Genomic DNA, 14,492 nt, shown 5'->3' on the forward strand with positions numbered 1-14,492 from the left:
AAATACAACAATGACCCAAGCATCGTCTACCCCTACTCCTTCTGCCAGTCCGGCCGCCGCCGCTGCTGCCGCGCCTGTCCAGCCGGCAGCAACGCCAGCGCCAGCGCCCGCGCCCGCGCCCGCTGCCAAGCCTGCAGCAGCAGCGCCAACGCCAACGCCAGCGCCTGCACCGGCTGCGCCCACGCCGTCGTCCACGCCCAAGCTCATCCGCCCCAGCCTCAGTACGGTGTTGCGCATGGTCGTGGTGGCGCTGATCGGCATTGGCCTGGTGCTCTGGGCCTGGAAACTGCCGCCGTTTGCCAGCACCACGCAGCGCACCGACAACGCTTACGTACGCGGCCAAATCACCGTGCTGGCGCCCCAGGTGAGCGGCTATGTGACCGAGGTGAACGTGGCCGATTTTGGCTACGTCAAACAAGGCGATGTGTTGCTGCGCATTGACGACCGCATCTACCAGGAGAAGGTAGCCCAGGCGCAAGCGCAGCTCGACAACGCCCGCGCCCAGCTGGCCAACTCTGACCAGACGCAGGCGCAAAACCGCGCCAACCTGGGCGCGCGCAAAGCCAGCTTGTCGGCTGTCACGGCCGAAGCGCGCCGCGCTGGCGCTGATTTGCAGCGCGTGGAAGAGCTGGCCGCCAAAGGCTCGGTCTCGCTGCGCGAGCGCGACCAGTCGCGTGCCACCGAGCAACTGGCCAAGGCCAATGTGGACAAGGCGCAGGCCGACATCCATATTGGCGAGCAAAGCATCAAATCCACCCAGGTGGCGCGCGCCAGCCTGGAAGCCCAGGTCAAAGCCGCCGAAGCGCAGCTGGGCCTGGCCAAGATCGATCTGGAAAACACCGTGGTGCGCGCCCCGCGTGACGGCCAGGTGAGCGAGGCTTCGGTGCGCGCCGGCCAGTATGTGGCGGCAGGCTCGCAACTGCTGTTTCTGGTGCCGGACAAACTCTGGGTGGTGGCCAACTTCAAGGAAACCCAAACCGCGCACATGCATGTGGGCCAGCGCGCCAGCTTTACCGTCGACGGCTTGGAAGGCCGTGCCTTCAGCGGCCAGATCGAGCAGATTGCGCCGGCCACCGGCTCGGAGTTCAGCGTGATCAAGGCCGACAACGCCTCGGGCAACTTCATCAAAATCGTGCAGCGCCTGCCGATCCGTATCGCCATCGACCCCGGCCAACCCATGGCCGAGCGCCTGCGGCCCGGCATGTCGGTAGAAGCGGCTGTCGATACCGGTGCTGCCCAGCAAGCCGCCAAAGAGCGTGCCGCCGCCAACGGAGCGCAGCAATGAAGCGGCTGCCATTGCTCTCTGCCTCAGCCTTGCCGCGTAGCCTGAGCGCGCTGGCCGTTGCAGCTGTCTTGGCTGGTTGCGCACCGGCCTTGCGCCAGGCACCGGCCGAGAGCCAAACCGAGCTACCCGCCACCTGGGCTTACCAGGCCGACGGCGCTGCCGCCACCATTGCCGCGCAGTGGTGGCAAAGCCTGGGCGATGCCGAGCTGAACCGCTACGTGGCCGCCGCTTTGGCCCGCAATGCCAACCTGCAAGTGGCGGGCACCCGCGTGGCCGCTGCGCGTGCGCAATTGCTGGCCGCCGATGCGGCCTTGCAACCCAACCTGGGCTTGGGTGCCAATGTGGCTACCACGCACACGCTCACGCCAGCTGGCATTACCACCTCGCGCACCGCGCAGCCGCAACTGCAAGCCAGTTGGGAGCCCGATTTGTGGGGCCGCCTGGGCGACAAAAGCCAGGCTGCCGATCTGCAATACCGCGCCAGCCAGGCCGATCGCGACGCGGTAGCGCTGACGGTGGCCGCCACCACGGCGCAAACCTATGTGGATTTGCTGGCCCGCGAGGCGCAGCTGGCGCAATCGCGCCAAACCCTCAAAACCCGTGCCGAGGCTTTGCAGCTGGCGCAAGACCAAGAGTCCGTTGGCTACATCTCCAAACTGCAGGTCACGCAAGCGCAGGCCGAGCTGGAGGCCGTGCAGCAACAGATTCCCGCGCTGGAGCTGGCCATTGAGCGCCAGTTCAACGCCTTGCAACTGCTGGCGGGTTCTGCACCAGCACGCCGCGACACCAGCGCTGCCAATGGCGCGGCTTTTGCGGCTTTGCAATTGCCTGCCGTGCCCGCCAGCTTGCCGTCTGAGTTGCTGCGCCGCCGGTCTGACCTGGTGCAGGCCGAGCTGCAACTGGCCGCCAGCGACGCCAACCTGCGCGCCAGCCGCGCCGCCTACCTGCCGCAGGTGAACCTCAGCGTCAGCGCTGGGCGCCTGTTTGCCAACGCGCTAGGCTACAACCCCATCAACGTCTGGAGCCTGGGCTCCAGCGTGCTGGCGCCTTTGTTTGACGGCGGCCGGCTTGACGCGCAGTACGACGCCGCCACCGCCCAGCGAGACCAGGCCGCCTACGCCTACCGCGGCGCCGTGTTGTCTGCCCTGAGCGATGTCGAAAACGCCTTGGTGGGCGTGGAGCGGCTGGACACGCAACTGCAAACCGCCGAACGCCGCCGCGCCGTACTCGCCAAAACCCTGGGCTACGCCAAGGACCGCTACGAGGCTGGCTACGCCTCGTACCTGGAACAGATCGACGCGCAGCGCAACCTGTTCCAGGCCGAGATCGAAGTCATCAACCTGCGCCAAAGCCAGCTGGACAACCGCATCGCGCTGTACCGGGCGCTGGGCGGCGGCTGGCAGTCTGGCGAGCTGCTGCCAGCGGTGGAAAAGCCGTCAGCGGCTAAAGCACGATAACTTCGTCGCTGAAATTGTCCGAGACCCGCTGGCCGTCGCAAAGCACCGAGTTAACCATCGCATCAAGTGCTTTTTTGCGTGCTGCCATGGTTTGGGCAAACTCGGCAGACAAGCGGCAGTCGCCATCGGAAATCATCAACACATCGGCCTTCTGGTAAGCGGGATGCGAAGCTATCAGGTCGAAAGCGCGGCTCAGCGGTGTTTCATAGTCGGTGCCGCCTTCATAGCCTTGCTGCAAAAAGCGCAGCAAACCGGCGGCATTCTTGCTGTCTTCCAACGAGAACTCACGTATCTGGCCGCGCTCCCCGAACAGCAGCACATGCAGAGAGCGCTTCTCCGTTTCCAAGATATTGGCGATAGCCAGTAGTAGTGCTTTGGCTTTGAGAAGAGGGGCGCCTTTCATGCTGCGCGATGTATCTAAACACGCGACGATGGGACCGGTGCGGAAGCGCTTGTCTTCGTGGATATCCCACGGAGCCATTGTGGTGCCATGCAGCTCATAGGTCTGCAATTGCTTCTCCAGCAAGCGCGCATAAAACAGGTTTTCCAGCGTTTCGTCTTCCAAGTTCAGAAGCTCGCTGGGCAACAGGCGCATCACATCATCACTGCGGTGCGTGCCATGCACTTCGCTGCGGCTGGCTTGTGGCACGCGGCCTTGTTTTTTTCGTTGCTCTGAGATGTAGGCACGGCCCATTTTGTGCACCAGATCTTTGATCTTGGCGTTGCCTTGCATGGCGCGTGCAAGCGCACTGAAATCCTCGGCGCTGGATTTCAGGTCGTTGTAGGAGACGTGGGCATCAGGCATCTGGGCCAGAAAACCTTTGGCCTGCTCGTACTGTTTGGAGATGCCTTGCAGCAGTTGCTGATGGCTTTTCAGCCTGCCGCGCACCGATGCGGGAATGGACTCATCCGCTATCTCTTCGATATAGCTTTGTGTCTCCGCCAACTCGTCTCGAATTTGCTGAATGCTTTGCGGGTTCAAGGGTTGGTTGGCGAGCTGGTTGGCCAGATCTTGCCAGTCCGGCTCCTCGGGCGGAGATTTGGCAATACTGCCGTCCCAATCCCAGAGGCGCCATTTGGTAGCGCCTAGTTTTTTGCGGGCATTGGTTTTTAACGCTGAGATTGTGAGCTCCCAAGTCTCTTCCAATTCCAGCGGGCTCTTGCTTTCAATCCATGTCTCGATGCCGAAATCCCCCTCAGCATGGTCCACACAATTGCTCGAAAACTGGTGGCAGTTTTTGATGACCAAACCATAAAAAGATTGCTTGCCAATTTGAGTCTCTGCCTCATTGGCTACAAACGTATCGCCGACAGCGCCATGTTTGTTGCTTGAGACATAAATCTTGTTGCCGAGATAGCTCCCAGAGGTGAAGCTTGCAGGACCGCTGCGGCGCACAGTACTGTTTGCGGTCAGCAGACTGTCTACAACGATATTGGAAATTTCGCCATTGCCGATGTAGATCCCAGAGTGCTGAGCCACTACATACAAATCACAGTAAAGCACGCTTCCAGTGGCTGGTACAACCTGCTCACGAAATACGCTGTCGATAAAGTACTTGATAGGTTTTATGCCGAGCCGTGCAGCCAAGTAGCCCGAAGGCGCAGCAAGAGGTATGAGAGAAGGCAGCATGCAGCATCACAGCCAGATATTGGCTTGTATTAGACGATCAATCTGGATTGCCTTTGTTTTTTCTTGGAAGATGGCATCTTCTGTCTTGACGATGACAATGGTCTCATCTAGACGGATGCGGTTGGTTGGCCTAACCGTCAGTGTTTCTATGGTCCCAGATATGGGGGATCGGATGATGTGCTTGAAATCTGGAACGGTGACATATCGCTGAGAAAGCCAGTCTGGTACACGCACTTCGTACGTGATCTCGATGATAGGGTCGCCAGTTTTTATTTGGCCGCCTGCTTTCACAAAGCACTCGTGGACGCTAACAACTTCTGGCAAAGAACTTACTTGTAACTTGGTGGCGGTGCCGCGTAACCTGTTAATAGTTTCCAACTCTTTCAAACACCATGTGATCGTGAGTTTTTCTGGCGCAGTTGTACTAACTTCTGCTTTGACATTACTCTGTGAGGACGAGATCACGTTTTTGATCAAATCGAGGACAGCTGTCGCATTGTCCGGATGGTTCCACAAACAATCCTTTAGCAAAAGCAGATCGAACACATCCACTTCTTCGCGTCCATTGCTGGCCGCAGAGATGCGTAGCAACTGCAGGCATTTCATCAAGCGTCGGTCCGAGAGTTGCTCGCGCCGGTCTTCTTTGAAAGTTTGGCGATGCAGCAGCCAGATTTGTTGCAGCGCCTTGGCAATATCCGCTGGCAGAGTGACGGCTTTTGCGGCTTCGCGTAACTGGTTCAGCTCTTCAACGGTAATGGGCTCAAAACTGGCTTCATTTGCTTCCTGGCCCACACTGCCCAACAGCTGTGCCAGGCCGTCTTCACTCACATAGTCCACAAAACACCGCACCAGAAAACGGTCGTACAGGGCGCTTAGCTCTTCTTGGTCGGTGGGCAATTCGTTCGATGCCGCAATCATGGCGCGTAAGGGCACTTTTTGGGCTTCAACGCCATTGTGAAAAATGCGCTCATTCATGATGGTGAGCAGGGCGTTGAGGATGGACGAACTGGCTTTGAAAACCTCGTCCAGAAATGCCAGCTCTACGCTGGGCAGATAGCCGTCCGTGTTGCGGTGAAATTGGTCGTTTTTGAGCGCAGTGATTGAGAGCGGGCCAAACAGCTCTTCGGGGGTACTGAATTTGGTCAGCAGGTATTCAAAATAGCTCAGGCCCTGAGACCCTTCTCCCAGACCTTGTGCAATACGGCGTGCCAGCAAGCTTTTGCCAGTGCCGGGCGGGCCGACGAGCACCACGTTTTCGCCAGCCAGCACGGCGAGCAGAGCGGTTTTGAGGACGGCATCGCGTTCGACGAGACCGTGGTTCAGGTGGCTGAGCAGGCTTTGAATTTTCTGGCGCATGGCAAAGAGGAGACAAACGGGTGACGTTACGCACTGTAACGGCATGGGCTGACAGGGCTTGTCATTCACTGTCGCACCGGATCTGGCTTATGCGTGCCGCCGTGGATTTGTTGCGTCTTAAAGACAGCTTAAGCCAGGCGCGGGCTGTCAACCGTTGCCACCGCAGCGTTGCGCCAAACCCTCAGCTTTGCAAGCAATCTCTTGTCTGACGCGGACGGCGCTTTGCGCGGTTCCATAATGCGCAATGCCCCATTTTTGGGCGCGTGGCAGGCCACGAGGGCGCGCGGTTGCGCCTCTGCCCGCGCCTGGCATTGCCATCCATGTCCGAGACCGTTGTTTTGCGTGGCCCTGAGCGGCCTGATCTGCTGCGCCACGAGGTGCTGGCCGATATTTTTGAAGCCACCGCCTATGCCCGCCCCGAGCAGATTGCGCTGATGGCCGGCGAGCGCCAGCTCAGTTACGAGCAGTTGGATGCCGAGGCCAACCGCGCTGCGCACCGCCTGATCGAAGCCGGCATTGGCCCGGGCGATATGGTGGGCCTGTGGTTGCCGCGCGGCATTGCCTTGCTCAGCCTGCAGCTGGCCATTGCCAAGACGGGCGCAGCCTGGCTGCCGTTTGACAGCGAAACCCCGCCCGAGCGCATTGCCACTTGCCTGGAAGACGCCAGCGCCAAGGCTTTGCTGGTGGCAGAGCGGGCTCCGCTCGATGCGCTGGCGCAAGCCGGCATTACGGCGCAAATCTTCAACGACCAGCAGTTGCTGGCGCCGTTGCCGGCGGGCACTACGCTGCGCCGCCGCACGAATGCGCAGCCCAGCGACCCGGCTTACGTCATCTACACCAGCGGCTCTACCGGCAAACCCAAGGGCATTGCCATCACGCAAGGCAGCATTTGCCACTTTTTGCGCAGCGAGAATGCCCGCCTGGGTGTGCGCCTGGGCGACAAGGTGTACCAGGGCTTCTCGGTGGCTTTCGACATGTCGTTCGAGGAGATCTGGATCAGCTACCTCGTGGGCGCTACCTTGTGGATTGCGCCGCGCGAGATTGCGGGTGACCCCGAGGCGCTGCCGCAGGCGCTGATCGAGCAGCAGGTGACGGTGCTGCATGCCGTGCCCACTTTGCTGGCGCTGTTTGCGCAAGATGTGCCGAACCTGCGCATCATCAACCTGGGCGGCGAGATGTGCCCCGAGGCGCTGGTCCAGCGCTGGGCGCAGTCGAGCACGGGCTCGCCGCGCCAGATGTTCAACACCTACGGGCCCACCGAGGCCTCGGTCTCGGCCAGCCTGGCCGAGCTGAAGGCGGGCGAGCCGGTGACCATTGGCACGCCGCTGCCCAATTACAGCCTGGTGGTGGTGCAGGTGATCGACGCGGACAGCTTCCCCGCTGGCACTGCGCCCACCTTGGTAGGCCTGCCCGCTGGCGAGACGGGCGAGCTGTGCATTACCGGCCCCGGCGTGGCGGCGGGCTACCTGGGCCGCCCGGAGCTGACGGCTGAGAAGTTTTTGACCAACCCCTGGCCCGCCGGCCCGCACGACACGCGCCTGTACCGCACGGGTGACTTGGCGCGCATCGACGAGCACGGGCAGATGCAGTGCCTGGGCCGTGCGGACGACCAGGTGAAGATTCGCGGCTTCCGCGTGGAGCTGGGTGAGATCGAGGCGGTGCTGGCGCAGCAGCCGGGCGTGGGCACCACGGCGGTGTTGCTGCGCAAAGACGACGGCATGGACCAGCTGGTGGCCTTTTACGTGCCCACCGAAACGCCGCCCACGCACACCGCTTTGCGCAATGCGCTGGCCGAGCGCCTGCCGCCGTACATGGTGCCGGCGCGTTTTGAAGCGCTGGAGAGCATGCCGCGCCTGACCTCGGGCAAGATCGACCGCAAGGCGCTCAAAGCCCTGGAGCTGGCTGCTACACAAGACAGCAGCGATTCGGACACCGCGCAAACGCCAGCCGAGGAAGTGCTGTTTGCCGCCTTGGCCAAGCTCTTTCCCGGCCAGCCGATCCGCCGGGGGCTGGATTTTTTCAGCGACTTGGGTGGCCATTCGCTGTTTGCGGCGCGGCTGACCTCGCAGCTGCGCGCCGACCCGCGCTTTGCCCAAGCCACCGTCAGCACCATTTACCAGCAGCGCAAGATCGGCCTGATCGCCGAGGCACTGCAAGCGACCATGGCCGACGAGCAGGCGCCTGCAGCGGAACGGCCTTTCCGCACGCATTCGGCGCTGCGCCGCTGGCGCTGCGGTGCGGCGCAGGCGGTGGCGATTCCGCTGCTGGTGCTGATCAAGATGGCGCAATGGCTGGCGCCGTTTTTTACCTACCACTTCTTCACTGGCGATGACAACGATTCGGTGCCGTTCGCCATTGCTGTGTCGGTGCTGGCCTTTGTGCTGGCCACGGTGCTGGAGTTTGTGGTGGCCTGGGCCGGCAAGTGGCTGGTGGCCGGGCGCCTGAAGGCCGGGCGTTACCCGCTGTGGGGGCTGACCTATTTCCGCTGGTGGCTGGCCGACCGTTTGGTGGAAGCCGTGCCCGTGGGCATGATCACCGGCTCCTCACTCTTTCCGCTGTGGCTGCGTGCCCTGGGCGCGAAGATGGGCAGCGAGGTGGTGCTGGGCTCGGTGACGGTGCGCGCGCCCGATTTGCTGCGCATTGGCGATGGCGCCAGCATCGGCAACGCCGTCAATTTGGAGAACGCTCGCGTGGAAGGCGGCTGGTTGCTGCTGGGCCAGATCGACATTGGCGCCAACGCCTGCATTGGCTCTTATGTGGTGCTGGAAGGCAATACCGGCCTGGGCGACTGGGCGCACCTGGAAGGCCAATCGACCCTGACCGATGGCACGCGCCAGCCCGAACGCACCATGTGGGCGGGCTCGCCTGCCGGCCATGTCTCGGCCTTTGACCCGGCCAGCCTGCCCGAGCGCGTATCGCCCAGCGCGGCCTGGAAGTTCTGGGAAATGCTGGTGTTTGCGGTGGGCGGCCTGTTCATTGCCACCTTGTTCTTCATGCCGGTGTTCCCGACCTTTTTGCTGATCGACTGGCTGGACGTGGAGTCGATCTCGGTGCGGCCTTTGCTGGAAAACGGCACGGTCGATGCGCTGGGTGCCTTCTTGCTGCGCCTGTTCAAGTTCTTTGTGCTGGCCGTCCCTGCCAGCCTGGTGCTGGTGGTTTGCACCATGCTGGTGGCGGCCGCCATCCGCTACCTGTTCCTGCCCAAACTGATGCCGGGCACCTGGTCGATCCACAGCAAGCGCTACCTGGGCAAGTGGCTCACCAACCAGATTCAGGAGGCGAGCCTGGCCACCTTGCACGGCATTTATGCCACCGTGTACTCGGCCACCTGGTACCGCATGCTGGGCGCCAAAGTGGGCAAGCGCACCGAGCTGTCCACCGCGCTGGGCGTGGTGCCCGACATGCTGACCCTGGGCGACGAATGCTTTGTGGCCGATGCGGTGATGCTGGGCGACGAGCGCATCGACGGCGGCTTCATGACGGTGCAGGCCACCGAGGTGTCGCGCCGCAGCTTTATCGGCAACGGCGCCTATGTGCCCGATGGCTCGACCATCCCCGAAGGTGTGCTGATTGGCGTGATGTCGGCCGTGCCGCGCAACGCCGACATGCAAGCCGGCCAGACCTGGATCGGCTCACCCGCAATCAACCTGCCCGCGCGCGAAGTGGTGCAAGGCTACCCCGACCACCTGACCTTTGCGCCCTCGCGCAAGCGCATTGTGGGCCGGGGTTTGGTAGAGGCTTTCCGCATTGCTGCGCCGCATGCGCTGGTGATTGCCGCAGGCTACGCCATTGTGCTGGACGCCATGCCGCTGGCCGCGCAAGGCCGCTGGGGCGCGCTGGTGCTGGATCTGGCCATATCGGGCATGGTGTTCGGGCTGATCGCCTTCCTGGCCGTGGCCTTGTTCAAGTGGCTGCTGGTGGGGCGTTACCGCACCAAGGCGGTACCGATGTGGACGCCGTTTGTCTGGCTGTCCGAAGCCACGACCAGCATGTACGAAGGCATTGCCATCCCCAACTTCCTGCGCTATTTGCGCGGCACGCCTTGGCTCAACCTCGCCATGAACGTGATGGGCAGCAAGATCGCCAGCAGCGCTTACCTGGACACCACCGATATCACCGAACACGATTGCGTAACCGTGGGTGCGCACAGCGAGCTGAATGCGCTGTCTTGCCCGCAGACGCATTTGTTCGAAGACCGGGTGATGAAGATCGACCACGTCATCATCGGCGAGAAGGTGACCATTGGCGCGCGCTGCACGGTGCTGTACAGCGCCGAGGTGGGCGACGGCGCACAGCTCGGTCCGATGACCTTGGTGATGAAGGGCGAGAACCTGCCCGCCGGCACGCGCTGGCATGGCGCGCCCGCCACACCATGGAAAGCCTGAGCGCGCAACAGCGCCTGTGTTTGCCTGCGGCTTGGCAAGACAAGCTGCAAGCTTATGCCTTGTCGCTGCCCGCGTTGCTTGGCTCGCCCCAAGCGCAGCGCGATGCGGCACGGCGTGTTTTGCATGAGGCAATTGCCAACACCTTGGCCGCTGAATTGCATTGCGATGCAGCCTGCTTGAGCGTGCAGCGCACCGCTGGCCAAGCGCCGGTATTGCTTCGTAATGGCCAAGCGTTGCCGGGGCTGCATTTGTCGCTGGCTTATGGTGATGCGCTGGCGGTGTGGGCCTGGTCGCCGCAACACGTGCTGGGCGTAGATGTGCAGGCTGTTCCTGTTGATGGCGACGACGCCGAATGGATAGCTTTGGCACAGCTTTATCTGGCGCCAGATGTTTGGCAAACGCTGGCCACTTTGCAAGGCAGTGCTTTGCGCTTGGCATTTGCCGAACAGTGGGCGCAGCTGGAGGCACAGCTCAAATGCGCAGGCTTGCCCTTGGCCGAAGCGCATGTGCGAGCAGCTGATTGGAACGCTGGCATACAGTGTGCTTTGTTGCCCGGCGCCATGCCAGGCGCAGCGGTAGCGCTGGCCTGGCGCTGACTTGGCGGCGCTCTGAGCGCATACGATTTAGCGCAACAAGCCGCTTCGGGCTGCTTGCTACACTGGCCTTGTCCTGGCTTTTTACTGACCGCCTTGAAACCTGCTTCTCGACGCCCCGGCCAGCGTGCCAAACGCTATTCCAACTGGTGGGCTCTGCGCATGCAACCGCAGCGCTTGGCCAGCACTTTGCAAACCAAGCACTGGCTGCGCCTGCACGGCTTTTGCATGGGGCTTCTGGTGTTGCTGGTGATGTGGAGCGTGACGGCGGTTCTGCTGCATTCGGGCGTGCAGTCAATGGCGTTGCGCTACTCCATCAGCCTGGGCGTGGGCTATATCATCTATTTGCTGGTGCTGCGCCTGTGGGCCGCGTATCTGGTGCGCCACGCGCATGAGCGCGAACGGGATAGCTCGAACCTGGATGCCTCCTTCGACGTGCCGATGGGCAGTGGTGACGGCAGTAGCAGTGGCAGCGGTGGTGGCAACAGCGGCGGCCCAGGCCACGCCGGTGGGGACGGCTTGTCCTCCGGCCAAGGCGGCGATTTTGGCGGCGGCGGTGCCTCGGGCGACTGGGGCAGCACGGCCGATGCCGGTGGCTCCTGGGCCGACAACATCAGCTTGGATGGGGTGGATGTGGGTGGCGATGAAGGCGCGCTGGTGGTGGTGCCGATCCTCGCCGTATTCGCCGGCTTGGTGGCTGCGTTCTTTGGCTTTGGTGCATTGCTATGGCTGTACTTTGGCATTGACGTACTGTTGAGCGTGGCGGTGGAGCTGGCTTTCTCGATGATGGCGGCCCGCGCTGTAGTGCGGGTAGAGCGAGCCGGCTGGCTGGCCGCTGCGGTGCGCCTGACCTGGAAGCCGCTGCTCGGCGCGCTGGTTTGTGCGGTGGTGCTGGGCGCCCTGGCCGACTGGTGGGTGCCCGAGGCCAATACCTTGCGCGAAGTGCTGGCGCATGTGCGCGGCAAGGCTTGACGGGCGTAGCCCCGCATATCGATACAACGAATACTTGGTTGGCGCAACCGGCAATTGCTGCGATAGTGCCGGGTTGAAATTTTGAAAGGAATCTGTGATGAACCCCACTACGAGCTTGTGGCGCGCTGGCGCTGTCCGTACGGCATCGGCCTTGGCGGTGGCTGGCGCTTTGGCGGCGCTGAGCGTATCGGCCCAGGCCAGTACTTTCCGCTGGACGCGCTCGGCCGATCTCTCGTCCTGGGATATCCATGCGCAGAACGTCGGCGTCAACAACTCGGTGCACCGCGCGGTGTACGAGGCGCTGGTCGAGTACAACAGCCAGACGCTCAAGGCCGAGCCTTCGCTGGCCGCCAAGTGGGAGCAGCTGGGCCCCAAGCAATTGCGCATCACGCTGCGCGAGGGCGTGAAGTTCAGCGACGGCTCGCCGCTGACCGCTGACGACGTGAAGTTTTCGCTGGAGCGCGCCAAGGCCAAGACCTCGGGTTTTGTGGTCTACACACAGGGCATTGACCGCGTGGAGGTGCTGAACGCCAAGACGCTGGACATCTTCTCCAACGTGCCCAACCCGGTGCTGGTGAACCAGCTGACTGAACTGCGCATCATGAGCAAGCCCTGGGCCGAGAAAAACAACTCCGTCGAGCCCAAAGACATCAAGGCCAAGGACGAGAACTACGCCCACCGCCATGCGCTGGGTACCGGCCCGATGGTGCTCGACAGCTGGTCGCAAGACTCGCGCCTGGTGCTCAAGGCCAACCCGTTGTGGTGGGGCAAAGGCAAGTACCCGACGAACCTGACCGAGGCCGTGTACACACCGATCAAATCGGACGCCACGCGCACCGCCGCGCTGCTCTCGGGCGAGGTGGATTTCATTTACGACCCGAGCATCAACGATCTGCAGCGCATCCAGCAAGCGCCTAATTTGCAAGTGCTCGAATCGGCGGCCGACCGCACCATGTTCCTGGGCATGGACCAGTTCCGCGACGAGCTGCCGCAATCGAGCGTGAAGGGCAAGAACCCGTTCAAAGATGTGCGCGTGCGCCAGGCGCTGTACCAGGCCATCGACATGGGCACGATCCAGCGCGTGGTGATGCGCGGGCTGGCGCAGCCCACCGGCACCTTGATTGCGCACCACGTCAATGGCTGGACCAAGCAGGTCGACCAGCGCTTGCCTTTCGATGCTGCCGCTTCGAAAAAGCTGCTCACGGAGGCCGGCTACCCGGATGGCTTTGAGGTGGAGTTTTCTTGCCCGACGGGCCGCTACCCGAGCGACGAGCAGCTGTGCCAAGCGATCAGCGCGCAATGGGCGAAAGTGGGGGTCAAGGCCAAGCTGCGCACCTACCCGTTTGCCACTTACTTCCCGATGATCCAGCGCTATGAAGCCAGCGTCTATCTGCTGGGCTGGTCGGTGCCTACCTTTGATGCTTACTACAGCCTGCAGGCGCTGCTGCGCTCGCCCGGCGGTGGCGGCGACGGCAACTTCAACCTGGGGCGCTACTCCGATCCGCAGCAGGATGCGCTGATCGAGCGCGTGAAGACCGAGACCGATCCCAAGCTGCGCAACCAGCTGATCGAGAAGGCGCTGCTCAACGAGCACAAGGTGATCTCGCACATTCCGCTGTTCAACCTGATCACGCCTTGGGCCACCACCAAGAAAGTGCAGATTCCGACGCGCGCCGACAACTACATCGACTGGCGCGCGCTGCAGGTGAAGTAAGCCACGCTCAGAAAACCCAAACGCTTTCAGGCTGCGCCCGCCAGCCACGCGGGTGCGGGCGCCAGCTCGCGGGCCAGCTGGCGCAGCTCGGCGCAATCTTCCAGTGCGGCCAGCCAGCGCGGCGGCAGTGCTTGCTCGCCCTGCGCGGCGCCGTAAATGCTGCCTGCCATGGCGGCGATGGTGTCGGTATCGCCACCCATGCGCTGCACAAAATCGACCAGACTGGCAAAGTCTTGGCGCAGAAAACGCGCCGCCACATAAAGCGCAGTCACACAAGAATCCAGCGCACTGATGCCATGCCCCAGCGCAGCTGCCACCTCGGCCGGCGTGGGCGTGGGGTGCGTACATTGCAACCAGGCCAGCGCCTGGTCGATGCGGGGCTGCCAGGTATCGGTTTGCACCAGCGCCGCATCACGCACCACCTGGCGCAGCCAGGCCGCAGGCTGCAGCGCAGGCAAATGCAAATCCCAGGCGGAATGCACGGCGGCAGCAATCAGCGCTGCGCCGTCTTGCGCCAGCGGGTGCGCATGGGTGATGGCCGCTTGCTCGCGCGCCAAAGCCACGCTGAGCGCACAGTCGCCTGGCAATTGCGATTGCACCCACAGCGCCACCACCGGCGCCCGCATGGCACCACCATTGCCCCAAGAGCCTTGCGCATACACCTGCAAGCGCGCTTGCTGCCACGGCATGCCAGCTGCAATGTGTTTGAGCACCTTGGCCGCTCCCGGGCCATAGCCGCGGTGCCAGCGGTAGCTGCGGGCAAAGCGCTGCGCCGCATCGTCAGCCTGCAAGCCCTGGCAGGCCAGCAGTGACTGCGCCAGATCGCGGCTCATCTGCGTGTCGTCGGTGGTGCGGCGCAGGCCATCGCGCGTAGTGCCCAGCAAGCGCCACAAGGCCCGCTCGGCCCAGCCGCCTTCATAAGGCGCACCCATGGCATCGCCCAAGGCCAGTGCGAGCAGGCTGCCTGCGGTGCGCTGGCTGGCGGTAGGGGCGAAGGGGTTCATGGAGGCAGAGGCCGAAGAAAGAAACGAAGGCGCGAGCTTACAGGGACAAATGGCAGAGATTAGGGAGGCAAAAGCGCCAGAGCCTGGCGCTTGCTG

The 14,492-nt window shown here is 62.7% G+C and carries 9 protein-coding genes; 6 read left to right on the plus strand and 3 right to left on the minus strand.

The genetic code is table 11. The features are described from left to right. The first annotated feature begins 10 nt into the window (after positions 1–10). Positions 11–1,285 carry an HlyD family secretion protein gene (locus tag ACFIQF_RS22040; protein ID WP_393945804.1) on the plus strand — a complete coding sequence of 425 codons (1,275 nt, stop codon included), beginning with the start codon at positions 11–13 and terminating at the stop codon, positions 1,283–1,285. Next, the gene (locus ACFIQF_RS22045; protein ID WP_393945805.1) at positions 1,282–2,742 is read left to right on the plus strand and encodes an efflux transporter outer membrane subunit; all 1,461 of its coding nucleotides are present in this window, start codon (positions 1,282–1,284) and stop codon (positions 2,740–2,742) included. The genes ACFIQF_RS22040 and ACFIQF_RS22045 overlap by 4 nt, the downstream gene beginning before the upstream one ends. Here ACFIQF_RS22045 and ACFIQF_RS22050 read toward each other — a convergent pair. Next, positions 2,729–4,372 (minus strand): VWA domain-containing protein, encoded by a 1,644-nt coding sequence (locus ACFIQF_RS22050; RefSeq protein ID WP_393945806.1) that lies wholly within the window; start codon positions 4,370–4,372, stop codon positions 2,729–2,731. The genes ACFIQF_RS22045 and ACFIQF_RS22050 overlap by 14 nt on opposite strands. 6 nt (positions 4,373–4,378) lie before the next feature. Further along, complete coding sequence (locus ACFIQF_RS22055) at positions 4,379–5,728, minus strand: AAA family ATPase (protein ID WP_393945807.1); 1,350 nt, start codon at positions 5,726–5,728, stop codon at positions 4,379–4,381. 320 nt (positions 5,729–6,048) lie between these two features. Here ACFIQF_RS22055 and ACFIQF_RS22060 point away from each other — a divergent pair, with 320 nt between their 5' ends. From ACFIQF_RS22060 to ACFIQF_RS22075, 4 genes are all read left to right on the plus strand, one after another. Beyond that, positions 6,049–10,113 (plus strand): Pls/PosA family non-ribosomal peptide synthetase, encoded by a 4,065-nt coding sequence (locus tag ACFIQF_RS22060; RefSeq protein ID WP_393945808.1) that lies wholly within the window; start codon positions 6,049–6,051, stop codon positions 10,111–10,113. Beyond that, positions 10,101–10,709: a hypothetical protein gene (locus ACFIQF_RS22065; protein ID WP_393945809.1), complete on the plus strand. Its 609-nt coding sequence runs from the start codon at positions 10,101–10,103 to the stop codon at positions 10,707–10,709. Before ACFIQF_RS22060 ends, ACFIQF_RS22065 begins: the two co-directional genes overlap by 13 nt. Positions 10,710–10,802: 93 nt before the next feature. Continuing rightward, the gene (locus ACFIQF_RS22070; RefSeq protein ID WP_393945810.1) at positions 10,803–11,678 is read left to right on the plus strand and encodes a hypothetical protein; all 876 of its coding nucleotides are present in this window, start codon (positions 10,803–10,805) and stop codon (positions 11,676–11,678) included. Positions 11,679–11,775: 97 nt separating this feature from the next. Continuing rightward, positions 11,776–13,392 carry an ABC transporter substrate-binding protein gene (locus ACFIQF_RS22075; RefSeq protein WP_393945811.1) on the plus strand — a complete coding sequence of 539 codons (1,617 nt, stop codon included), beginning with the start codon at positions 11,776–11,778 and terminating at the stop codon, positions 13,390–13,392. 26 nt (positions 13,393–13,418) lie between these two features. Here ACFIQF_RS22075 and ACFIQF_RS22080 read toward each other — a convergent pair whose 3' ends face one another. Further along, entirely contained in the window at positions 13,419–14,396 is a 978-nt protein-coding gene (locus tag ACFIQF_RS22080) for an ADP-ribosylglycohydrolase family protein (protein ID WP_393945812.1), read from the minus strand. Positions 14,397–14,492 lie beyond the last annotated feature (96 nt).

This window comes from Comamonas trifloxystrobinivorans (genome assembly GCF_043359985.1).
Taxonomy (GTDB): domain Bacteria; phylum Pseudomonadota; class Gammaproteobacteria; order Burkholderiales; family Burkholderiaceae_C; genus Comamonas; species Comamonas trifloxystrobinivorans.